Annotated in this window: 24 protein-coding genes, 1 tRNA gene and 1 pseudogene; 2 read left to right on the top strand and 24 right to left on the bottom strand. The window is 69.3% G+C overall.

What is annotated here, in order from left to right; genetic code table 11:
* Positions 1 to 107 precede the first annotated feature (107 nt).
* Positions 108 to 371, top strand: coding sequence for a 30S ribosomal protein S20 (gene rpsT / locus B5F85_RS07490; RefSeq protein WP_087315954.1), 264 nt, complete (start codon positions 108 to 110; stop codon positions 369 to 371).
* A gap of 146 nt (positions 372 to 517) precedes the next feature.
* On the opposite strand, the gene holA is transcribed toward rpsT, so the two are convergent.
* From holA to B5F85_RS07405, 18 genes and pseudogenes are all read right to left on the bottom strand, one after another.
* Entirely contained in the window at positions 518 to 1,480 is a 963-nt protein-coding gene (gene holA / locus B5F85_RS07485) for a DNA polymerase III subunit delta (protein ID WP_087315952.1), read from the bottom strand.
* A gap of 18 nt (positions 1,481 to 1,498) precedes the next feature.
* A complete protein-coding gene (locus B5F85_RS07480; protein ID WP_158094582.1) occupies positions 1,499 to 1,804 on the bottom strand; it encodes a type II toxin-antitoxin system RelE/ParE family toxin in 306 nt (101 codons plus the stop codon).
* Positions 1,794 to 2,063 carry a type II toxin-antitoxin system prevent-host-death family antitoxin gene (locus B5F85_RS07475; RefSeq protein ID WP_158094581.1) on the bottom strand — a complete coding sequence of 90 codons (270 nt, stop codon included), beginning with the start codon at positions 2,061 to 2,063 and terminating at the stop codon, positions 1,794 to 1,796. The genes B5F85_RS07480 and B5F85_RS07475 overlap by 11 nt, the downstream gene beginning before the upstream one ends.
* 53 nt (positions 2,064 to 2,116) lie before the next feature.
* Positions 2,117 to 4,456 carry a ComEC/Rec2 family competence protein gene (locus tag B5F85_RS07470; protein WP_087315946.1) on the bottom strand — a complete coding sequence of 780 codons (2,340 nt, stop codon included), beginning with the start codon at positions 4,454 to 4,456 and terminating at the stop codon, positions 2,117 to 2,119.
* Positions 4,449 to 5,153 carry a ComEA family DNA-binding protein gene (locus B5F85_RS10880; RefSeq protein WP_087315945.1) on the bottom strand — a complete coding sequence of 235 codons (705 nt, stop codon included), beginning with the start codon at positions 5,151 to 5,153 and terminating at the stop codon, positions 4,449 to 4,451. Before B5F85_RS10880 ends, B5F85_RS07470 begins: the two co-directional genes overlap by 8 nt.
* Positions 5,154 to 5,384: 231 nt before the next feature.
* Entirely contained in the window at positions 5,385 to 6,632 is a 1,248-nt protein-coding gene (gene thiI, locus B5F85_RS07460) for a tRNA uracil 4-sulfurtransferase ThiI (RefSeq protein ID WP_087315943.1), read from the bottom strand.
* Positions 6,633 to 6,638: 6 nt separating this feature from the next.
* Positions 6,639 to 6,923, bottom strand: coding sequence for a DNA-directed RNA polymerase subunit omega (locus B5F85_RS07455; protein ID WP_087315941.1), 285 nt, complete (start codon positions 6,921 to 6,923; stop codon positions 6,639 to 6,641).
* Between the two features lies 1 nt (position 6,924).
* On the bottom strand, positions 6,925 to 7,503 hold the full coding sequence (gene gmk, locus B5F85_RS07450) for a guanylate kinase (protein ID WP_087315939.1): 579 nt from the start codon (positions 7,501 to 7,503) through the stop codon (positions 6,925 to 6,927).
* On the bottom strand, positions 7,504 to 7,812 hold the full coding sequence (gene mihF / locus B5F85_RS07445; protein ID WP_087315937.1) for an integration host factor, actinobacterial type: 309 nt from the start codon (positions 7,810 to 7,812) through the stop codon (positions 7,504 to 7,506). It abuts the gene before it with no gap.
* 342 nt (positions 7,813 to 8,154) lie between these two features.
* On the bottom strand, positions 8,155 to 8,877 hold the full coding sequence (gene pyrF, locus B5F85_RS07440; RefSeq protein ID WP_204204677.1) for an orotidine-5'-phosphate decarboxylase: 723 nt from the start codon (positions 8,875 to 8,877) through the stop codon (positions 8,155 to 8,157).
* Positions 8,871 to 9,815, bottom strand: a complete 945-nt coding sequence (locus B5F85_RS07435; protein WP_239386772.1) for a dihydroorotate dehydrogenase — start codon at positions 9,813 to 9,815, stop codon at positions 8,871 to 8,873. The genes pyrF and B5F85_RS07435 overlap by 7 nt, the downstream gene beginning before the upstream one ends.
* Entirely contained in the window at positions 9,815 to 10,603 is a 789-nt protein-coding gene (locus B5F85_RS07430) for a dihydroorotate dehydrogenase electron transfer subunit (protein WP_087315935.1), read from the bottom strand. The genes B5F85_RS07435 and B5F85_RS07430 overlap by 1 nt, the downstream gene beginning before the upstream one ends.
* Entirely contained in the window at positions 10,600 to 11,913 is a 1,314-nt protein-coding gene (locus B5F85_RS07425; RefSeq protein WP_087315933.1) for a dihydroorotase, read from the bottom strand. Before B5F85_RS07425 ends, B5F85_RS07430 begins: the two co-directional genes overlap by 4 nt.
* Positions 11,897 to 12,832: an aspartate carbamoyltransferase catalytic subunit gene (locus tag B5F85_RS07420; RefSeq protein ID WP_087315931.1), complete on the bottom strand. Its 936-nt coding sequence runs from the start codon at positions 12,830 to 12,832 to the stop codon at positions 11,897 to 11,899. Before B5F85_RS07420 ends, B5F85_RS07425 begins: the two co-directional genes overlap by 17 nt.
* Before the next feature lies 1 nt (position 12,833).
* The gene (gene pyrR, locus B5F85_RS07415; protein ID WP_087315929.1) at positions 12,834 to 13,403 is read right to left on the bottom strand and encodes a bifunctional pyr operon transcriptional regulator/uracil phosphoribosyltransferase PyrR; all 570 of its coding nucleotides are present in this window, start codon (positions 13,401 to 13,403) and stop codon (positions 12,834 to 12,836) included.
* 164 nt (positions 13,404 to 13,567) lie between these two features.
* On the bottom strand, positions 13,568 to 14,158 hold the full coding sequence (locus B5F85_RS10875) for an S-layer homology domain-containing protein (RefSeq protein WP_255373647.1): 591 nt from the start codon (positions 14,156 to 14,158) through the stop codon (positions 13,568 to 13,570).
* A 429-nt stretch (positions 14,159 to 14,587) separates the two neighbouring features.
* Positions 14,588 to 15,262: pseudogene (locus B5F85_RS10870) on the bottom strand (ABC transporter ATP-binding protein); the annotation flags it as partial.
* A 162-nt stretch (positions 15,263 to 15,424) separates the two neighbouring features.
* Positions 15,425 to 16,240 carry an ABC transporter permease gene (locus tag B5F85_RS07405; protein ID WP_087315925.1) on the bottom strand — a complete coding sequence of 272 codons (816 nt, stop codon included), beginning with the start codon at positions 16,238 to 16,240 and terminating at the stop codon, positions 15,425 to 15,427.
* A 528-nt stretch (positions 16,241 to 16,768) separates the two neighbouring features.
* Here B5F85_RS07405 and B5F85_RS07400 point away from each other — a divergent pair.
* A tRNA-Asn gene (locus B5F85_RS07400) sits at positions 16,769 to 16,843 on the top strand.
* A gap of 426 nt (positions 16,844 to 17,269) precedes the next feature.
* Here B5F85_RS07400 and B5F85_RS07395 read toward each other — a convergent pair.
* From B5F85_RS07395 to B5F85_RS07370, 6 genes are all read right to left on the bottom strand, one after another.
* Entirely contained in the window at positions 17,270 to 18,112 is an 843-nt protein-coding gene (locus B5F85_RS07395) for a hypothetical protein (RefSeq protein ID WP_087315924.1), read from the bottom strand.
* Positions 18,105 to 18,329, bottom strand: coding sequence for a phage holin (locus tag B5F85_RS07390; protein WP_087315921.1), 225 nt, complete (start codon positions 18,327 to 18,329; stop codon positions 18,105 to 18,107). Before B5F85_RS07390 ends, B5F85_RS07395 begins: the two co-directional genes overlap by 8 nt.
* A complete protein-coding gene (locus tag B5F85_RS07385) occupies positions 18,329 to 18,745 on the bottom strand; it encodes a hypothetical protein (RefSeq protein WP_087315919.1) in 417 nt (138 codons plus the stop codon). Before B5F85_RS07385 ends, B5F85_RS07390 begins: the two co-directional genes overlap by 1 nt.
* 60 nt (positions 18,746 to 18,805) lie before the next feature.
* On the bottom strand, positions 18,806 to 19,573 hold the full coding sequence (locus B5F85_RS07380) for a hypothetical protein (RefSeq protein WP_087315917.1): 768 nt from the start codon (positions 19,571 to 19,573) through the stop codon (positions 18,806 to 18,808).
* A gap of 24 nt (positions 19,574 to 19,597) precedes the next feature.
* Complete coding sequence (locus B5F85_RS07375; RefSeq protein WP_087315915.1) at positions 19,598 to 19,837, bottom strand: hypothetical protein; 240 nt, start codon at positions 19,835 to 19,837, stop codon at positions 19,598 to 19,600.
* Positions 19,838 to 19,946: 109 nt separating this feature from the next.
* The gene (locus tag B5F85_RS07370; RefSeq protein ID WP_087315913.1) at positions 19,947 to 20,387 is read right to left on the bottom strand and encodes a hypothetical protein; all 441 of its coding nucleotides are present in this window, start codon (positions 20,385 to 20,387) and stop codon (positions 19,947 to 19,949) included.
* Positions 20,388 to 20,431: the final 44 nt, after the last annotated feature.

The raw sequence follows: 20,431 nt of genomic DNA, 5'->3' as shown, positions 1-20,431 counted from the left end.
GGTGAATAATAGCGAAGTCGCGACCGATATGCTATATTCGTCGGGTTGACCTCGCCGTGTCTCAGCACAGAGGCCTCACATGTATTGGGAACCGAAAGGAACTGCACGTGGCTAACATCAAGTCTCAGAAGAAGCGCATCATCACCGCTGAGAAGGCGCGTCAGCGCAACCGCGCGGTCCGCTCCGAGCTCAAGACCGCCGTCAAGAAGGTCCGCCTTGCCGTCGAGGCCAAGGACGTCGACGCCGCCCAGGACGCCGCCAACAAGGCCAACCGCCTGCTCGACAAGGCCGCTTCCAAGGGCATCATCCACAAGAACCAGGCCGCTCAGCGCAAGAGCGGCGTCCAGAAGCTCGTGAACACCATCAAGTAGCTTCTCCCTCAGAGCGCGTTGGAACGGACCCGGGGTGCTGCCCGGGTCCGTTTTTTTGCGCGCGGCGGGTGCGGGTGCGGGGCGCGGGGCGAGAAGGACGCGGGGTCGAGAAGGACGGGTGCGGGCGCAAGAAGAACCCGCGGCCCTTACGCCACGCCGCAGACGTGGGCGACGAGGCGCACCATCTCGGCGTCCTCGTCGGCGCCGCTCTTGAGGGCGCGCTCGACGGCGGCGCACTCCCCGAGCAGCCGCTCGAGCTCGCCGTCATCGAAGGCGCGCGACCAGCGCACGTAGTTTCTGACCTGCCAGTCCTGCTTCTTGAGCTCCGCGGCTACGGCGTGGCCCTGGCCGCGGGCCGCGAGCGACCGGGCGCACACGAGCTCGCGCAGCCGCCCCGTCACCAGCAACAGCAGTCCCAGCGCCGACCCGTCGAGCAGCCGGTAGAGCGCGAGCGCGCGATGGGCGTCGCGCTCCGAGAGCCGGTCGAGGAACTCCCAGGGCTTGACCTCGGCCACGCGCGCGACGTTGGCCTCGACGAAGGGCACGGTGATGGTGCCCTGCCCGCCCATCAGGGCGGCGAGCGTGGCGATCTGGGTGTCGAGCATCGTCGTGGACTCGCCGACGCGCGCCACGAGCTCGCGGGCGGCATCGGCCGCGATGGAGACCCCGTGCGCGGCGGCGAGCTTCTGCACGTAGGGCGGCAGGTCGCGGCCCTTCTTGGCGGCGCACTCGATGACCGAGCGCGGCCCGACCTTGGCGACGGCCTTGTAGAGGCGCGTGGTCTTGGCGAGCGTCGCCGCGGCGAGCGCGAGCGTGCAGCTCTCGTTGGGGTTCCCGAGATACTCGACGATGGCCTCGGAGACGGCCTTGGGCAGCTTCTCGGCGTTCTCGATCACCACGACGCGGCGGTCGCCGCCCATGGGCAGCGTGTTGAGCGAGGCGAGCACCGGCACCACGTCGGTGTCCCCGCCCGCCACGATCTCCTCGAGGTTGAAGGCCGAGAAGGGCCCGTCCACGCGGGCGCGCAGGCGCGCGAGGGCCTGCTTGCGCTTGAGCTCGTCCGGCCCCACGATGAGGTAGGCCGGCAGCAGCGCGGGCTTGTCTGCCATGAAACTCCCCTCCCGCGGCTAGAGCAGCCGCGCGTAGTCCTGCTTGGCGTGGAAGACGCGGTCGATCTCCACCACGTCACCCACGATGCGATAGAGCGCGACGTAGCTCCGGAAGCCGGCCTTGCGATAGCCGGCCTCCGCCGCGCGCCCGTCCGCCGCGCGCGGGTACATCTCCGGCATGCGCGAGAGGTTCTCGACCAGGCGGTCGAGCTCCGCGAGGAAGCGCTGCGCGTCGCGGGGGCTCTCCCGCTCGTAGAGCAGGTAGGCGACTATACGCTCCTTGTCTCGCTCCGCCGCCTTGGTGTAGGTGACGTCACAGGCCATAGCGCTCACGCGTCCTTCTGTTCGACTCGCGGGCGTCGACCACGCGCCCCGCCCGAGAGTCTTCCTCCGCCTCATCGATGAGCCGGTAGAGCTCGGCGCGGGCGCGCTCCATGCGCAGCGAGTCGAGCAGCTCGATCGACATCGCGGCGAAGGCCTCGCGGCCGTTGCGCGTCACGATGACGGGCTCGGGCGACTCCTCGACGATGCGCGCGAACTCGGTCGTGTTCTTGATGTCCTTGATGGGGACGCATCTTGGCATTTCACACCCCCTTTGGGCCACAATCATGGCCTCTAGGGTAGCATACGGGACGCTCATGGCTCCCCTCCTTTCTGACAGCTGACCACAGGCCCCTCGACGCCGGGCTCCACGGTGACGTCGCCGGCGTCGATCGTGCAGAGAAAGACTGACCCGGCGCCCTCGAGGACCTCCACGCAGGCGGGGTCGGGGTGCCCGTAGGAGTTTCCCTCCCCCGCGCTCGCGACGCTCACTTCCGGGTCCAGCGCCGCCGCCGTCTCCGCGTCGAGCGAGGCGGCAGAGCCGTGATGGCCCACCTTGAGGAAGTCGACGTCACCCACGTCCCCGCGCCCCACGGCGGCAGACGTCTCCTCGACCTCGGCGTCCGCGGCGAGAAGCCCCGTGAGCGATCGCTCGCCGTCGTCGAAGGCAAGCAGGAGCTCGAGCGAGCCCTCGTTGCCCTCCCCTCCCGCCGGCTCGACCGGCGAGACCACCTCGAGCGAGAAGCGCCCGACCCTCAGGCGGTCCCCGTAGCCAATCTCCTCGACCGCGCACCCTCCCGGGAGCGCCGCGGCGTCCGTGTCCTCCGGCACGACGACGCGACCCACCGAAACCGCGCCGAGGACGTCCTCGAGCCCGCCGGCGTGGTCGGCGTGCAGGTGCGTGAGGATAACGGCGTCCAGGCGCAGGACGTTCGCGCGCGCCAGTGCGCCGACCACCGCGTCCCCCGGTCCCGTGTCCACCAGGGCCGCGGCGGCGCCGTCCGTGACCAGGATCGCGTCGCCCTGGCCCACGTCCAGCACGACGACGCGCGCCGGGGCAAAAAGCCCCCAGCGCGCCGCCCAGGCGAGCCCCAGGCAGAGCAGGGCGGCAAGCGCGCCTGCCGCCGCGACCCGCGAGACCCGCGGCCACCAGGCAAGGAGCAGGGAGAGAAGGACGGCGAGCACGGCCAGCGCCGGCCCCTCCTCGACGCTCACGGGCACGCACGCGAGAGGGAGCGCCGCGAGCAGGCGCAACAGCGCCATGAGCGCACCTCCCACGGCGTCGCACCCCGCGAACGCGACCGCCTGCAGCGGCGGCGCCCACACGAGCGCCGCGGACGGGAGCCCCAGGGCGAGAAGCACCGAGAAGAGCGGGCCGAGCACCACGTTGGCAAGCGGCGCCACGAGCGAGAGCTGCGAGAACGTGGCGCAGGTGACGGGCGCCGTGACGGCCTGCGAGACGAGCGTGAGCGAGAGGGCCTCCTCGGCGTCGGCCCGGGCGCGCCCGAGCGCGGAGCCAAGCCGCGAGCGCGGCCGAGGTGCCGCCCGCCGGGGCAGCAGGGCGCGCACCGCGTAGCGCGCGTAGGAGCCCAGCGCGCAGATGCCGCACACGCACAGCACCGAGAGGAGGTAGCCGAGCTGGCCCGTCACGCCCGGGTCGAGCAGGGCCATGGCAATCGCCACCGCGCACGCCGAGGTGAGCGGGTGCGAGCGTCGCCCCGCGAGCCGGGAGAGCTCCGCCACGGCGGACATCGCCCACGCGCGCACCGCCGAGGGAGGCGCCGCGCAGAAGGCGACGAAGCCCCCGGTGACCGCGAGGAGCAGCGCCGCGCGCAGGCCCGCGGGAAGCCGCGAGCGCCCGAGCAGCCGCGAGAGCATGCCGGCCACGAGCACGAGGTGCCCTCCCGAGACGGCCACCAGGTGCGAGACGCCGCAGGCAGCGAAGACCTCGTCGAGCCCGCGAGCGGACATCGCGCCGGTCCATCCGCAGATGGTCCCGGCGAGCAGCGCCCGGGCGTCGGAGGAGGAGGCGTCGATGCTCTCGAGCACGGCGTCGCGCAGCCGCACGACCGCGCCGCGCAGGCCCTCGGGCGGGCGGCTCTCGAGCACGCGGACCGCCCGCACCGTCCCGGCGAGGCCCTGTGCCCGGGAGCTCGCGCCCCAATCGTCCTGGCCGTTGGGCTCGAAGCGGCCCACGCAGCGCAGCGTGACCCCCATCCCAAGGGGCTCGTCCGCGAGCAGCCAGACGCCGCTCGCGCGCACGCCGTCGCGCACGGCGGTCGCGCGCCCCCGCCAGCCGGAGGCGCCCTCCCTGAGGTCGCCCTCGACCACGAGCTCCCAGCTTGAGACCGGGCTCGACGCGAGGGCGTCGGCGAGCGCCTCCTGGGCGCGGAGCTCCCCCGCGCATGCGAGCCCCGCGCAGGAAGCCGAGACCGCCACCACGAGCAGGGACGCCGCGACGGGCCGCGCGCGGGTCCGCAGCAGGGCGAGAAGAACCGCGACGGCAGGCACCGCGACGACGGCCGTAACCAGCGCGACCTCTCCCGCCCCGGGCCCGGCGAGAAGCACGGCCCGCGAGAGCGCGAGCGTCGCAACGAGCGCCCATAGCGCCGGCGGCAGCAGCGGGCGGTCCGGCCGCTCGGGCGCCTCAGACACAGATGAGCCCCTCGAGCCGGGCGAACTTCTTCTCGCCGATCCCCGAGACCCGCATGAGGTCCTCCGGTGACGTGAAAGGACCGTTCTCCTCGCGGTCCTCGATGATCGCGCGGGCCGTCGCCTCGCCCACGCCGGGCAGCTCGTCGAGCTCCTCGACGCCGGCGGTGTTGAGGTTCACCGGTGCGGGATCGCCCTCGTCGCCCTCCCCCGCCGTCACCTCCCCGACCGCCGGCGCGACGTCCTCGCCCTCGAGGGGCACCCTGACCTTCTCGCCGTCCGACACGGGTGCGGCGAGGTTCACCCCAGAGGTGTCGGCCCCGGCGGCGAGCCCGCCCGCGGCGAGCACCGCGTCGTTCACGCGCGACCCCGCGGGCAGCTCGTAGACGCCCGGCGCCGCCACCGCCCCGTCGACGTGCACGAGCACCGTCTCCGGGGGCTCGTCGGCAGCGATGTCCTTCTCGCCCGCGTCCTTCTCGCCCGCGTCCTTCTCGCCCGCGTCCTGCTCGCCCGCCTCGTCCGGCTCCGCGGGGGCCTCCGCCGGATCCGCCCGCTCGATCACAACGGCATCCCTGCCGGCGACGCCGAGCAGCGTCACGCCCGCGAGCACGGCGCAGAGCGCGACCGCCGCCGCGACGCCCCACGCGACGCCGTATCGGCCCGCCAGACGTCGGGCCCCTCCCCTTCGCTCCTGTGCCATGAGACCACCCCCTGCCCGGCGAAGGGGCCGGCCCCCTTCGCCCCCCGCGGTTTTGGAGCACCCTCTAGCATGGGGGCGGATGGGTCGCAGGGCGGCGAGAACCTGAGAAACCTCGACACGCAGCTCCCGGGGAGCTTTCCACCAGCTGACACAGCAAACGGCACCCCCGGTGACCGAGGGTGCCGTTCATAAGATCTTTAATTGGGTGCTCGCCGCTCGCGGCTCGTTGCGCTACCGCTCGGCCGGATTTGCCCCACGGAGCTCGCGATGGTGCTCACGGAAGGGCCCCTTGGGCGCGTGATACGACGGGCACTGGGAAAAGTCGCGCCACTCCACGCTCTCCACCAGGTCGCGGACCATCCCCTCGTGGTCGAAGCTCTCCCAGGCCTCGAGCACGTCGCGCAGGCGGGCGTGGGTCTCGGGCCGACGGGGCATGAAGAGGGTGCAGCAGTCGGGCGCGGTCTCGCAGCAGATGTCGTAGGTGCCGATCTGGTGCGCCCGCGCGATGATCTCCTGCTTGTCCGACCCGATGAGCGGGCGCAGGACGGGCATGGTGACGGCCTCGTTGACCGCGGCGATGTTGTCGAGGGTCTGGGAGGCCACCTGGCCGAGCGACTCGCCCGTGACGAGGGCCTTGGCGCCCTCGATCTGCGCGATGCGCTCGGCGACCTGCAGCATGACGCGACGGTACATGATGATGCGCAGGCCCTGGGGGACGGCGAGCGAGATCTCGCGCTGGCGCTCGCCGAAGGGCACCACGTAGAGGCGGCCGACCACGCCAGAGGGCGCGAGGGCCTCGACGATGTCCTGGCAGAGCCACTCGCTCGTGTCCGCCGTCATGGGGCGGCCCGAGAAGTGCACGGGGACGCAGGTCGCGCCGCGGCGACCCACCATCCAGGTGGAGACCGGCGAGTCGAAGCCGCTCGAGAGCAGCGTCACGACCTTGCCGGCGGTGCCCACGGGAAGCCCGCCCACGCCCGGTGCGGAGGCGGCGTAGACAAAGACGCTGCCCTGGACCACGTGGACGATGACGGTGACGTCGGGGGTGTGGACATCGACCTTCTTGTCAGGGAAGGCCTCGCACAGCGCCGCCCCCACGAGGCGGTTCATCTCGAGGCTGTGGAGCTCGTAGGTGGTCGAGGAGCGGCGGGCGTGGACCTTGAAGGTGGCGAAGTCGCCCGCCTCGCCGAGCGCGCGGATGGCCGCGGCGCAGTACTCGCCCTCGTCGAGCCCGCACTTGTAGGCGAGGCTGACGCGCGCCACGCCCGGCACGCACCGGATCGCGGCGGCGAGCTCCTCGCTCGCGCGGCGGTCGCTCGTCTCCACGGCGATGTGGCCCGAGATGCGGGCGATGCTCGAGACCGGGAAGGCCTGGAGCGCGCGATGCAGGTTAGTCACGAGCTGGTTCTCAAAGGTCGAGCGGTTCTTGCCCTTGAGGCCGATCTCGTGGTAGTGGACGAGGCAGAGTCTCTCGGTCATGCGCGCCTACAGGACGATCGTGTTGGCGCCGCGGATGTCCTCGTCGAAGTCCTCCTTGACGAAGCCGAGCGTGTCGTCCTCGATCTCCTGCATGGCGATGGACACGGGGTCCTTCCCGGAGACGACGGTGGTGATGTCGTCGAAGTCCTGGATCGCCGCCACGCGCAGGTGCTGGCCGCGAACCATGTTGTTGATGTCGCAGGCGCGCTTGGAGGCGATGGAGCAGAGCAGGAAGGGGTTGTGCTCGGTCTTGTCGAGCAGGGTGTCGATCTCAGGCTTGATCACAGACATCTTATGAGAGACCTCCGTTGTTCTCGTAGCTCTCGATGACGCGCGCCAGCTCGTCGCAGGCGCGCTCGAGGTCGTCGTTGACTATGCGAACGTCGTAGCGGGGCGCGCACGCCAGCTCCTCGCGGGCGTTGGAGAGGCGGCGCTCGATCGACGCCTCGTCCTCGGTGCCGCGTCCGCGCAGGCGACGCTCGAGCTCATCGGCGCTGGGCGGCTCGATGAAGACGAGCACGGCGTCCGGAAGCGCCTCCCGGACGTTCAGGCCGCCCTGGACGTCGATCTCGAGCACGACGGAGCGACCCTCGCCCGTGACGCGCTCGACCTCCTGGCGGAGGGTGCCATAGCGGTTGCCGTGGACCCAGGCCCACTCGAGGAACTCGCCGGCCTCGACGCGGCGGTCGAACTCCTCGTTGGAGAGGAAGTAGTAGGCGACGCCGTCCCGCTCACCGGGACGGGGCTCCCTCGTAGTCGCAGAAACCGTCAGGCCCAGGCGCGGAAGACGCTGTCGCAGCAGCGCGACGAGCGTCCCCTTGCCCACGCCTGACGGTCCAGAGACGACGAAGAGCCGGGCTCTGCGCGTCACTTACTTGGTCAGAGCCTCGACCAGCTGCTCGCGCTGACGAGCGCCGAGGCCCTTGACGCGACGGGTGGCGGAGATGCCGAGCTCGTCCATGATCTTGGCGGCCTTGGCCTTGCCGTAGCCCGGGAGGGACTCGATGAGGGTGGAGACCTTCATACGGCTGGCGATGGGGTCGTCGGAGTCGAGGACGTCCTCGAGGGCGACCTTGCCGCTCTTGATCTTCTCGCGCAGCTCGGCGCGCTCGTGACGGGCCTGGGCGGCCTTCTCGAGAGCGGCCTTGCGCTGCTCGTCGGTAAGCTGAGGTAGAGCCATGTGATCCTCCAATTCGCGTTACTTTCTGCCGCCGAGCCGGACCGGCGGCATCGCAAGAATAAAGTTTGCCCATTCACCTTGAGATTTGCAACCCCTCTTCACCAAAGGTGCAGCTCAGGGGCAATCCTCCACAAAACGGCCCGTGAGAGGTGCGGCAACCGGACGCTTTGACGAGAAGAACCGTCCGGACGCCGCACCTTGTTGGAGAGGGTGCGGCAACCGGACGCTTTGACGAGAAGAACCGTCCGGACGCCGCACCTTGTTGGGGTGGGTGCGGCAACCGGACGCTTTTCGGGCCCAAACCGTCCGGACGCCGCGCCTTCCCCGGGAAGACGACCCGCCCTAGGCCATGAGCTCGGCGCAGATGGCGTCGAAGGCGGCCACCGGGTCCTCGGCGCCCGTGATCGGACGGCCGATGACCAGCTTGGACGCGCCGGCGGCGACGGCGGCCGCGGGCGTGGCGATGCGCTTCTGGTCGCCCACCTCGGCGCCCGCGGGGCGCACGCCGGGCGTGACGATCAGGGCGTCCGGACCGAGAAGGGCGCGCATCTCGGCGGCCTCCTGCGGGGAGCACACGATGCCGTCGGCGCCGGCGCCGTAGGAGAGGCTCGCCAGCCGCGCGACCTCCTCGGCGACGGGTGACTCCACGCCGATCTCGGAGAGCGCCGCCTGGTCCATGCTCGTGAGGACGGAGATGGCCACGAGGCGGGTGCGGTCCCCGCCGCGCTGCTCGGCCGCCTCCTCGGCGCCCTTGCGGGCGGCGGCGATCATGGCGGAGGAGCCCAGGCCGTGGATGGAGAGGATGTCCGCTCCGGTGAGCGAGGCGGCGCGCACGGCACCCTGGACCTGGAACGGGATGTCGTGGACCTTGAGGTCGAGGAAGACGCGCAGGCCGCGCTCGCGCATGGCGTCCACGATCGAGGGGCCCTCGGCGTAGAAGAGCGTCATGCCCACCTTGACCCACGTGGCCTTGCCGCCGAGAAGGTCGGCGAGCTCGAAGGCGCGCTCCTTCGAGCAGTCCAGCGCGATGATGACCTTGTCGCTCGCCTGTTCGTACGTCAGCATTCGAAGGCTCCAATCAGCTCGTTGATGTCGGAGACGCCCTGCTCGGCCGCCCAGGCGGCAAGGCCGTCGACCACGTCGGCGGCGCAGCGGGGGTCGTAGAAGCTCGCGGTGCCCACCGTGACCGAGGTGGCGCCCGCGAGGATCATCTCGGCGGCGTCTTGCCAGCTCGCGACGCCGCCCATGCCGTTGACCGGGATCTTGACGGCCTGTGCGGCCTCCCAGACCATGCGCACGGCGATCGCGTGAATGGCCGGGCCCGAGACGCCGCCCGTGGGCTTGGAGAGGCGGCTCCTGCGGGTGCGCACGTCGATGGACATGCCGTTGATGGTGTTGATGAGCGAGAGGGCGTCGGCGCCCTCGGCCTCGCAGGCACGCGCGATCTCGGGCACGCGCACGGGGGCCATCTTCACGAGCAGCGGCCGGCGCACACGCGGGCGCACCGCGCGCACGACCTCGGCGGCGCTCTCGGGCGTGCCGCCCACCAGGGCCCCGCCGCGGGCGATGTTGGGGCAGGAGATGTTCATCTCGACGCCGCTCGCCCAAGGGCAATGCTGCTCGATGAGCTCGACGGCGGCCACGTACTCCTCGACGGAGTGGCCCGCGGCCTGCACGATGACGCGGCAGCCGCGCTCCTCGAGGCCAGCGAGGTACTCCCCGTACTGCTCTGCCATGCCGCGCACGCCGGGGTTGGCCAGGCCCACGGTGTTCATCATGCCGCTCGGCACCTCGCACATGCGCGGCGCGGGGTTTCCGGCCCAGGGCTCGGCCGAGCAGCCCTTGAGCGTGATCGCGCCGAGGCGTCCCACGTCGAAGAAGCCCTCGAAGACCGAGCCAAAGCCGAAGGTGCCCGAGGCGGTGTTCACGGGGTTTTGCATGCGGATGCCGCCGAGGTCGACGGCCATGCTCACGCCCGTCGCGCCCACGTTCTCCTGAGCCATCACCACGCCACCTCCTCGGCGTCGAAGACCGGGCCGTCCTTGCAGCAGGACTTGTAGGTGCCGTCGGCCATGGCCACGTTGCACGTGGCGCACGCGCCAAAGCCGCAGCTCATCATCCGCTCCATGGAGACGCGGCAGGCCACGCCGGCCTCGCGGCACAGGCGCGCGACGCCGGCCATCATGACCTCTGGGCCGCAGGCGTAGACCACGTCGTAGCCTCCGGAGGCGAGCAGCTCAGACAGGGCGTCGGTGGTGAAGCCGCGCCGCCCGGCGGTGCCGTCGTCGGTGGTGACGGCGACGGTGCGCGCGCCGAGGCCCTCGAGGACGTCGACGCCCCAGAGCCTGCCGGCGGTCTGCGCGCCCACGACGGCGTCGAAGGAGACGCCGCGCTCGGCGAGCATGCGCGCGCAGGCCACCACGGGGGTGATGCCCACGCCGCCGGCCACCACGCAGGCGCGGCGGGCGCCCTCGACGGCCGGCCAGGGGTTGCCGCAGGGGCCCACGGCCGTGGAGGCCTGCCCCGGCGCCATCGCGGCGAGCCGGCGCGTGCCGTCGCCCACGACGGCATAGACGATCTCGACGGTGCCGGCCGCGGCGTCCGCGTGGCTGAAGGACAGCGGGACGCGCAGGATCTGGCTCGCGTCCCCGGGCACGCGGACGTTCACGAACTGCCCCGGCGCGAGCGCGGCGGCGAGCTCGGGCGCGGAGAACACGATGCGCATGAGCCCGTCTGCCGCCGGCTCGTTGGAGACGACGGCGAAGTCGTGGACGTCAAGCCCGGCGCTCATCGAAGCACCCGCTTGACCGGCGTCACCACGCCGTCCGTGAGCGTGTGGCGGCCGGCGACGAAGACGTCGCACGCGGCGCCCGTGAGCGTGGCGCCGAGCCACGCGGAGTTCTTGGAGCGGCTCTGGAGCCAGTCCGGGGTGACCGTGACCTCGGCGGCCGGGTCGATGAGCGTGAGGTCGGCGGTGGAGCCGGCCTCCACACAGATCTTTGGCAGGCGCAGGCAGCGACGCGGGTTCACGGCCATGACCTCGACGAGGCGAGACCAGCTCATCTTGCCCGGCAGCACGAGGTTGGTGAGCATGAGCGGCAGCGACGTCTCGAGGCCCACGATGCCAAAGAAGGCGATCTCCCACTCGCAGTCCTTCTCGTGCGGCGCGTGCGGGGCGTGGTCGGTCACGACACAGTCGATCGAGCCGTCGAGGATGCCCTCGCGCAGCGCCGCGGCGTCGGCGGCCGTGCGCAGGGGCGGGTTCATCTTGAGGTTGGTGTCGTAGGCGTCGGTGATGTCCTCCTCGCTGAGGAACAGGTGGTGCGGGGTGACCTCGCAGGTCACGGGCAGGCCCTCGGCCTTGGCGGCGCGCACGAGCTCGAGGCCCTTCTCGGTGGAGATGTGGGCGATGTGCAGCGAGCAGCCCGTCATGCGGCAGAGCTCGATGTCGCGGTAGATCTCGAGCTCCTCGCCCAGCGCCGGCCAGCCGAACATGCCCAGGCGCGTGGAGGCGCGGCCCTCGTTGATCACGCCGTGCGTGGTGAGCGACTCGACCTCGCAGTGCGCGGAGACGACCTTGTCGAACTGGCTCACGTACTCCATGCAGGTGCGCATCATGCCCGCGCTCTGGACGCCGTGGCCGTCGTCGGAGAACGCCACGGCGCCCTCCATGACCATGTCGCCGATCTCCGCGAGCGTCTCGCCCTTCTCGCCCACCGTGAGCGCGCCGATGGGGCGCACGTGACACAGGCCGGCATGGCGCGAGCGGTCGATCTGGTAGCGGACCTCGGCGCCGTTGTCGGTCACCGGGTCGGTGTTGGGCATCGTGGCCACGTCGGTGAACCCGCCGTGGGTCGCGGCGCGCGCGCCGGTCTCGATGGTCTCCTTGTACTCGAAGCCCGGGTCGCGGAAGTGAACGTGCATGTCGACGAGGCCGGGCACGAGGTACTTGCCGGAGGCGTCGATGACCTCCGCGCCCTCGGGGGCCTCGAGGGACTCCCCCACCTCGGCGATCTTGTCGCCGTCGATAAGAACGTCGCGGACGTCGTCGAGGCCCACCTGCGGGTCGACGACGTGGGCGCCCCTAAGCAGATACGCCATTGTTCTCTCCTCCCAGAAGCAGGTACATCTCGGCCATGCGGGTGAGCACGCCGGCGTTCACCTGGTCGAGGATGCGCGAGCGCGCGCAGTCCGCGACGTCGGCGTTGATCTCCATGCCGCGGTTCATGGGGCCGGGATGGCAGATGATGGCCTCGGGCTTCATCCTGTTCACGCGGGCCATGTCCAGGCCCCAGAGGCGGTTGTACTCGCGGCGGGACGGGATGGCCGCGCCCTCCATGCGCTCGAGCTGGACGCGCAGCATGTAGACGACGTCCATCTCGGGGATGACCGCGTCGAGGTCGGCCGTCTGCGGGACGCCGTAGTAGTCGGGGTCGTCCACCTGGAAGGTGGGCGGGCCCACGAGCGTGACGTCGGCGCCCATGGTCTTGAGCGCGGGCACGAGCGAGCCGCACACGCGGCTGTGGGAGAGGTCGCCCACGATGGCGACCTTGAGGCCGTCGAGGTGGCCGAAGTTCTCGCGGATGGTGTAGAGGTCCAGCATCGCCTGGGTGGGGTGCTGGTGCTTGCCGTCGCCGGCGTTGATGACGATGGCGTCGGTGTGCTCGGTGATCTTCTGCGGCGTGCCGGCGAGCTTGGCGCGGCAGATGAACATGTCGACGTTCATGGCGTCGATGGTCTCGATGGTGTCGGCGAGGCTCTCGCCCTTCACCACCGAGGACGTGGCGCCGCCCATCGAGAGGCTGTCCGCGGAGAGGCGCTTCTCGGCGAGCTCGAAGGAGCTCTTGGTGCGGGTGGACGGCTCGAGGAAGAGGTTGACGATCGTGCGGCCGCGAAGCGCGGGGACCTTCTTGATCGCGCGCTTGTTGACCTCGGAGAACGAGCGCGCCGTGTCGAGGATCTGCGTGATGTCGTCGGCGGTCAGGCTCGTCGTGTCGATGAGGTGCTTGACTGACAGCATGTTAGCGGTCGCCTCCGTTCTTCTCGGCGGGCTTGGTCCAGATCTCGACCGCGTTGGCCTCGTCGTAGGGGACGATGGTCACGCGGACGTCCTCCTCGTGCGAGGAGGGGACGTTCTTGCCCACGTAGTCGGCTCTGATGGGCAGCTCGCGGTGCCCGCGGTCGATCATGACGGCGAGCTGGACGGTCCTGGGGCGCCCGAGGTCGATGAGGGCGTCGAGTGCGGCGCGGATCGTGCGGCCGGTGTAGAGGACGTCGTCCACGAGCACGATGTCGCGGTCGTCGACGGCGAAGGGGATGTCGGTACCAAACTCGACCGGCGCGATCTTGCGGCTCACGTCGTCGCGGTAGAAGCTCACGTCGAGCGTGCCCACGGGCGGTCGGGTGCCCTCGATCTTGGCGATCTCGTCGGCGAGCAGCGGGGCGAGCGCGGCGCCGCGGCGCACGACGCCCACCAGCGCGATGCTTCCCGCGCCCTCGTTTCTCTCGATGATCTCGTGGGCGATGCGGGTGAGCGCGCGGCTCATGGCCTGCCCATCCATGATCTGGGCCTTGAGCTGTGGCTGTTCCATGGGACTCCCTTCTCACAAAAAGACGTCCTGCCGGGATGCCGGCGAGGACGTCGAGATAAGGCTATGAGAAGCGTCCCGAGGGACCGACCTTGCTGGCGTCTCGCACCGGCTTAAAAATCCTCCCCAGTGTACACCATGTGGGGGCCGGCGTGGGCGCGGAGCCGCTAGCGGGGGTTGGTGAGGCGGTTGTGGCCGTCGAGGGCCTGCGGCTGGTAGTTCACCGCCATCGACGCCGCCTCGGCGCGGCTGACGAGCGCGCCGCTGCTGACGGTGCCGCCGTTGCCCATGACCTTGCCGGCGACCGCCCAGGCCACCGACTCCAGGGCCCAGCCGGAGATGGCGTCGGCGTCGGAGATGCTCGCGAGCGCGTCGAGCGAGGGGGCCACGTAGGCGCCGCGCGAGCGGGCGAGGCGCGCGAGCATGCAGGCGAAGGCCTCGCGGGTGACGGGGTCGTCCGGCCGGAAGGGGCCGGGCTTCTCCGGGGCGAGGACGACGCCCGCGCGCAGGGCCCAGGCGAGCGCCTCGGCGAAGGGCTCGCCGCCGGAGACGTCCGTGAAGGCGCGCTCCGGGGAGACGGAGCAGGCCGGGCCTCCCACGGGCTCGGGCGCGCCGAAGGACATGCGCCACATGAGCTCCACCACGTCCGCGCGGCTGACCGGCTCGTCGGGGCGCAGGCGGTTGTCCGGGGTGTCGTCGAGGAAGTAGAGGTCGTAGGCGCGCTCCACGGCGATCGAGTACCACGCCGCCGAGTCCACGTCGTCGTAGTGGCCAAAGTCGCGCACCGTGAAGGAGAAGGACGTCGAGACGAGCTGGTAGCGCGTCCGGGCGGCGTCGGCGAGGTCGATCTCGACGGTGTAGGTGCCCTCGTCGACGGCCTCGCGCACGATCTTGCCCTCCTCGTTTCTGATGTAGACGACGGAGTACAGGGACGGGTCGAGCACCGGGTAGAGGTAGGCGTTGCCGCGCTTGACCTGGTAGCGCACGGCCGGGACGGCGATGGGCGCGCCGGTGTGGGCCACGAAGAAGCGGTTGGCGTTGCCGGCCTCGTCGCGCTCCGGGATGAGACCGGTCGTACGGTCGGTATCGAGAAGGGCGTCGGGCGCGTCGGCGACGAGCCGCTCGACCACGACCTTCTCGCCCCCCTGCCCCGCCGCCGGGTCGAACTGGGCGCTGTACTCGCCGAGGACCTCCTTGGCCGGGCCGTCGCGGCGCATGACGCCCTTCTCGATCCAGATGACGCGGTCGCAGATGCGCGCCACCTGCGACATGGAGTGGGAGACAAAGAGCACGGTCACGTTGCCGGAGTCAATGAAGCTCCTGATGCGGTCCTCGCACTTCTGCTGGAAGAAGACGTCGCCCACCGAGAGGGTCTCGTCGACGATGAGGACGTCGGGCTCGGTCACCGTGGCGATGGCAAAGGCGATGCGGGCCACCATGCCCGAGGAGTAGTTCTTGAGGGGCATGTCCATGAAGTCCTCGAGTTCGGCGAAGTCGATGATCTCCTGGAGGTGCTCGTCGATGAACTCGCGGGTGTAGCCGAGAAGGGCGCCGTTGAGGTAGATGTTCTCGCGCGCGGTGAGCTCGAGGTCGAAGCCGGCGCCGAGCTCGATGAGCGGCGCGATGTTGCCGCGGACCACGATCGAGCCCTCGGAGGGCTCGAGCACGCCGGCGATGCACTTGAGCATCGTGGACTTGCCGGAGCCGTTGGTGCCGACGAGGCCCACGACCTCGCCGCGGCCCACCTTGAAGCTCACGTGGTCAAGGGCACGGAACTCCTTGAAGAACAGCTCGTGCCTCATGATCTTGATGAAGTACTCCTTGAGGTTGTTGAGCTGCTCGCTGGCGATGTTGAAGATCATCGAGACGTCATTGACCTCGATGGCGTAGTCGGCGGCCTCGGTGGCGGCGTCCGCGGCGGCGGCGTCTGCGGCGACGGCGTCCGTGACGTCCTCGGTGACGGGGGCGTCCTCGGCTGCGATGGGCTCTGCGATGGTGTCAGACATGGGTCCCGTCCTAGCGTCCTAGATGAAGAGGATGAACTTGTGCTCGGTCTTGCGGAAGACGAGAAGGCCGAGCGCCAGGGCGAGCAGCGCCCAGAAGACGGCGAGCAGCAGCACCGTGGCGCCGGGGCTTGCCTGGTACACGATCGCGCAGCGCATCATGTCGAGGTAGTTGTACATGGGGTTGAGCTTCACGACCCAGATGACAAACTGCGGCGCGCCGGCATTGGTGAGCAGCGAGAGGTCCCAGAAGATGGGCGTGAGGTAGGTCCAGGCGGTGATGGCGACGCTCCAGAGGTGGATCATGTCGCGGAAGAAGACCGCCGCCGCGCCGATGAGCAGGCTGATGCCGATGCAAAACACCATGAGCAAGAGCAGCGCGGGGATCATCCAGACGATGTGCCAGGTGGGGACCACCTGGAAGAAGAGCATGACCACCACGACGGCGATGAGCGAGAACCCAAAGTTCATCATCGCGGAGAGCACCTTCTGCACCGGGAAGACCCAGCGGTCCACCTTGACCTTCTTGAGCAGCGGCGCCGCGCCGATGATCGAGCCCAGGCCGCCGGTGGTGGCCTCGTTCATGAGGCCAAAGGTGATGTTGCCCACGATGAGGTACAGCGGGTAGTTCTCGACCGAGGAGCCGCGCAGGAAGTACGAGAAGACGAAGCTCATGATGATCATCATGAGCAGCGGGTTGAGCACGCTCCAGACGACGCCCAGCACGGAGCGGCGGTATCTCAGCTTGAAGTCCTTGGTGACGAGCTGCTGGAGGATGAAGCGATCCTTTGCCACGTTGTCGGAGACGTGCGTGACCTTCTCTGCTGTTGAGGACATATGGCTGGACGTACCTCCCAGGTAGCCTCGGTGCATTTGCCTGTCCAGAAATCCTATCACAGCACGTAGGCGGTCATAGAAACGGCAGAGGCTGCGGAAGGGCGGGGACCGGCCTCGAGCGCCTCGATGATGCGCGTTGCACCTTTTGCGGTCAGGGCACGGACGGCGAGAAGAGCGTGGCGAATATTTGGGTCGTGGCAGAGGCGCGGCGTCTGTGGCCTTCCCCCGCGGGAAGGCCGAGGTCGAACGGGGTTCAAATGTTGCCTGATTGGGGCCTATGTCAGGACTTTGGGCCCCTTCCGGCTCCATATCGCCAACATAGACGTGAGCCCATTTGCCACAGCCCTCAATTTGGAAACGATCAGAGCTCCCCGGCGCGCCCTGGCCCCCATTCCCGCAACGCTCTCCTAGTCCCATTGACCCCATACCCACGCACCGCGCCACCCGGAGAGAAGAAATCCAAAATCTCGCTTGCAACTCGTCGCGGCATCTGTATACTCTTCTCTTGTGCAAACGCACCTCACCAATTCCCCGGTGGCGCAGTGGTAGCGCAGCTGACTGTTAATCAGCGTGTCGTAGGTTCGAATCCTACCCGGGGAGCCAGTAAACGCGCAGGCCATCGGGCATTTCCCGGTGGCCTGATTTGTTATGCGCCGCCGCAGGAGATAAGGTCGCCCCCCACCGTCGGCGCTGCGCACATCCCCCGCCGTTGGGCGCGCACCATCCGGGCGGGCGGGTTCGCGCCCTTCTCGCCTACCCGTGGCAAAATGCGGCCCCGGTCGAAGCCGGGGCCGTAAGCCGCTCAGTCTTCCATGTACTGTTGATTAAGCTGCACGTTAATCCACATCGCCGTCAACATGCGTTTTTCACGCCACATGTCCCGCAACGTGCGCGATGATTCGCCCATTGGGACAATATTGGGACGCGGATTCCACATCAAAAACGAAAAAAGCCCCCACCCCGCCGAAGCGGGATGGGGGCGCATGCCGGGCGGGTGAAAGGAGGAAAGCCCGCCCGGCGCGGAGGGGGCTACTCTGTGCCGTCGTTGCCGTCGGCGCGGTGCTCGGACCGAGACGGCAGGATGGCGATGGACGGGATGAGGTCGGCGGACGGGATGCCGCCCTCGATGGCCTGAACGAGCCGCTGGAACTCGGGCTTGTCCTTGCTCGCGCTCAGCTTGACAACGGGCATGTCCTTGCCGAAGCACGCCTTGTAGCACTCGTTGACGTACTTGACGTCGTCCGGGTGGCTCAGGTCGTGGATGCGGTCGTTGCAGAGCCAGACGGTCAGGGCGGACCTCACGTCGCCCTCTGCGGGAATCTCGATGAAGCAGTTCATGTCATCCTCCGTAAATGTCGGTTCGGGCTCGGGCTCGGGGCCGACGTAGGCGAGGATGCCGTCCCAGCCCTTGCTGTAGGTGTAGACGTCGCTGATGCGGGACTCGCGCCCCGTCTGGTCGCCCTCGGCGCCGTCGATGGTGCCTCGCTCGGAGCCTCGGAACCCCGCGAGCTTGCCGCCGCCGAGATACATCTCGGTGTGGTGCGTCTCGTTGAGGTAGACGTCGCCGCGCTTGGGCTGGTAGCCGTCACCCCACGGGTGCCACGCGAAGCATCCGCTCTCGGTGAAGCCGCGGCGCATGTTGCCGGTGTAGGTGGCCCCGCCCGTCGAGCCGGGAAGCGCGTGCTCCCACGCGTCGATGACGCTGGAGGAGCAGTCGCGGTCACCGGTCGCGATCGTGACTGTGGAGCCGTCGGCGAGCGTCACCGTCTCGGTGCCGCCGTCGCCCTGACGGCTGTACTGGCTGTAGCCGTGGCTCGGACAGGTCACGAGGTGCTCCATCACCTGCGCCGCGCGCTCGGGGTAGCTAAGCATCGGCCTCGCCCGGCTTGGCCGTGGCCTGAGAGATGCCGAGAAGCGCGCCCACGAGGACGCCCAGTGCGTTCAGCGTCGTGACGATGGCGTTGGAGAGACCGGGGTCCATGCCCCACGCCTGGCCGACGGTGCTCACGAAGACCGCGACCGCGGGCAGGGCGATGAGGCCCGCCCACTTGAGAATCGCGTAGATTGAATCGGGCACGATGTACTGCATTAGTCCGTCCCTTCTCGAAAGAGGCGCCGGTGGATGTCCTCCACCTGCTCTGCCGTGTGGTCTGTGGTCGCGCGGATGCGGCTCACGTCGTCGCCCATGCCGCGCGAGCGCGCCTTGCTCTCCTCGATGCCCGCGGCGAGCGCGGCGCTCTGCTGGGCGAGCTGGTCGTTTGACTCGCGCAGACCGCGCATGTTCTCCGCGAGCGCCGCGTTGGCCTTGATGCGCTCCGAGTCGTTGTCGGCCTCGCGCTGGCGGATGTCCAGCTCGCGCATCTTCAGCTCCTTGTGGCCAGGGTAGATGTACTTCGCGACCACGAAGAGGATGCCCACCACGAGGAGCGCCCCGATGACCATCCACCCGGGGGACGTGCCGACGCTCGCGCCGACGCCCTCCCAGAACCCCTCGCTTGGCTGCATGCGGCCCCCTAAAGAAAAAGGCCCCGGAGGGCCGTCTGCGAATCGTCTCTGTGCTCTGGGCTACTCGGCCAGCACCCACCACTGGTCGGTGCCCGGCTCCGAGGTGTTGCCGTCGCGCTTGGAGACGTACACCGGTCCGTCCTCGCCGGGGTGGTGCGCCTTCTCGCCGAGCGCGAAGCTGTTCGTCGCGTCGGTCGGCGCGTGCCACACGCGGATGCCGTCGGCGGCAAGGTCGATGAGGGTGTAGAGGCTCTCGGTGCCGGTCCCGGGCAGGTAGGTCTGCGAGGTGGTCGAGGTGATCTTCTGGGCCATGCGCCAGAACTTGCCGTCGTACTTGCGGATGGCGCCCTTCTCGTACTCCGCCCCCTGCACGAAGTCCTCGATGAGGTCGCGCACGTCGCCGAGCTGGGAGTTCGTGAGCGTCGTGGACGCGTTGACGTAGAGCACGGACGCGGCGCGCACCGACGGGCTGGCCGACGCGGCGGCGCCCTCTGCGGTCTCCTTGGCCTCGGTGGCCGTGGCCTCGGTGGTGGTCACGCGCGTGGTGAGCGCCGAGAGGTTGGCCTCGACGGCCTCGATGGCCTCCTTGCTCTCCGTGGGCAGCTCGCGCGCGGCGCGCATGCGGACGCTGCCCTCCTCGGTGCCGAGGTAGACCGCCGTCTGGACGTAGCCCGCGAAGCTCGCGACGGTGTCCTCGCCCTCCGTGAGCACGTAGGGCGCCTCGAGCTGCGCGGTCGCCGCGATGGTGGTGCCCGTGAGCGAGAACTCGACCGTGTCTTTGAGCGGGAGGACGTAGCCCCCGCACTCGATGGTCCCATTGAGAAGCATCGGCTCCCCTTTCTGTTGGCCTTCTTAGAATCTGTAGCCGCGGATTAAGGTTGGGTTGTTGCTGAGCATGATCCCGGAAATGGTCGCGCTCGTCGCGCTGAACGAGCACTTGATGTTAGAAGTCCCAACCGCTGAGTAGCTCGTATTGAGCTTCGGCGAGACAATCGGGAAGTAGCGCAGGTAGCTCTGCGTCTCGTTGACAATGACCTCGACCATGTCGAACGTGGACGGGTCAGCCGACAGCGGGATGGTGGCGGACGTCATCTCCCCGCTGAAGAGGACAACCCCCCCCCCATCGCCCCGCTGTCCATCAGCGACTTGAGGTTCTCAGCGCTGATGGGCTCCGTGCCAGTGAGTGCCATGTGCTGCCTCCTTATGCGATTCTCGTCACGAGGACGACGTACGTCTTGTAGCCGTTCGAGGGGATGGAGAGTCTCTTCTTGTAGCTCCCGGCCCCGTTGAAGCGACCGTCCTCCGTCCCGTCGATGCTCACGACGTAGACGCCGGTCTTGGACGCTTTGAACGTGCAGTCCACGTAGTTGCCTCTGTTGTAGCTGTACTCGTATGACGCCGTGACGCCTCCCGAGCTGGTCTCGTTCTGCCTATCGACCGTGAGGTAGTGGTCGATGCCGTGGCCCGCGACCACGAGCGTCACGGAGTAGTAGCTGTTCGGAATCTCGTTAATCTCGTTGCGCAGCTTCTGCACGGCTTGGTCGGCGTAGGCGTTGGCGCTCGCGAGCACGTTCGCCTTGGCCCCGGCGATGGCCGCAGACAGGTTCGTCGCACTGATGGGCTCGTCCCCGGTCACAGCCATGCGACCACCCCGCAGGGCCTACCCGCTAGGGAGGCGCCCCCCCC

It is taken from the genome of Olsenella sp. An293 (genome assembly GCF_002159495.1).
In the GTDB taxonomy this organism is placed as follows: domain Bacteria; phylum Actinomycetota; class Coriobacteriia; order Coriobacteriales; family Atopobiaceae; genus Thermophilibacter.
Note: the sequence above shows the minus strand (reverse complement) of the source record. Positions and strands in the feature narration are given on the sequence as shown.

Coding starts and splice junctions, on each gene's coding strand:
- holA (WP_087315952.1), bottom strand. CDS start 1,480: ATGGCAGACAAGCCCGCGCTGCTGCCGGCCTACCTCATCGTGGGGCCG.
- B5F85_RS07480 (WP_158094582.1), bottom strand. CDS start 1,804: ATGGCCTGTGACGTCACCTACACCAAGGCGGCGGAGCGAGACAAGGAG.
- B5F85_RS07475 (WP_158094581.1), bottom strand. CDS start 2,063: ATGCCAAGATGCGTCCCCATCAAGGACATCAAGAACACGACCGAGTTC.
- B5F85_RS10880 (WP_087315945.1), bottom strand. CDS start 5,153: ATGGCACAGGAGCGAAGGGGAGGGGCCCGACGTCTGGCGGGCCGATAC.
- thiI (WP_087315943.1), bottom strand. CDS start 6,632: ATGACCGAGAGACTCTGCCTCGTCCACTACCACGAGATCGGCCTCAAG.
- B5F85_RS07455 (WP_087315941.1), bottom strand. CDS start 6,923: ATGTCTGTGATCAAGCCTGAGATCGACACCCTGCTCGACAAGACCGAG.
- mihF (WP_087315937.1), bottom strand. CDS start 7,812: ATGGCTCTACCTCAGCTTACCGACGAGCAGCGCAAGGCCGCTCTCGAG.
- pyrF (WP_204204677.1), bottom strand. CDS start 8,877: ATGCTGACGTACGAACAGGCGAGCGACAAGGTCATCATCGCGCTGGAC.
- B5F85_RS07435 (WP_239386772.1), bottom strand. CDS start 9,815: ATGGCTCAGGAGAACGTGGGCGCGACGGGCGTGAGCATGGCCGTCGAC.
- B5F85_RS07430 (WP_087315935.1), bottom strand. CDS start 10,603: ATGAGCGCCGGGCTTGACGTCCACGACTTCGCCGTCGTCTCCAACGAG.
- B5F85_RS07425 (WP_087315933.1), bottom strand. CDS start 11,913: ATGGCGTATCTGCTTAGGGGCGCCCACGTCGTCGACCCGCAGGTGGGC.
- B5F85_RS07420 (WP_087315931.1), bottom strand. CDS start 12,832: ATGCTGTCAGTCAAGCACCTCATCGACACGACGAGCCTGACCGCCGAC.
- pyrR (WP_087315929.1), bottom strand. CDS start 13,403: ATGGAACAGCCACAGCTCAAGGCCCAGATCATGGATGGGCAGGCCATG.
- B5F85_RS07405 (WP_087315925.1), bottom strand. CDS start 16,240: ATGTCCTCAACAGCAGAGAAGGTCACGCACGTCTCCGACAACGTGGCA.
- B5F85_RS07395 (WP_087315924.1), bottom strand. CDS start 18,112: ATGCTTAGCTACCCCGAGCGCGCGGCGCAGGTGATGGAGCACCTCGTG.
- B5F85_RS07390 (WP_087315921.1), bottom strand. CDS start 18,329: ATGCAGTACATCGTGCCCGATTCAATCTACGCGATTCTCAAGTGGGCG.
- B5F85_RS07385 (WP_087315919.1), bottom strand. CDS start 18,745: ATGCAGCCAAGCGAGGGGTTCTGGGAGGGCGTCGGCGCGAGCGTCGGC.
- B5F85_RS07380 (WP_087315917.1), bottom strand. CDS start 19,573: ATGCTTCTCAATGGGACCATCGAGTGCGGGGGCTACGTCCTCCCGCTC.
- B5F85_RS07375 (WP_087315915.1), bottom strand. CDS start 19,837: ATGACGTCCGCCACCATCCCGCTGTCGGCTGACCCGTCCACGTTCGAC.
- B5F85_RS07370 (WP_087315913.1), bottom strand. CDS start 20,387: ATGGCTGTGACCGGGGACGAGCCCATCAGTGCGACGAACCTGTCTGCG.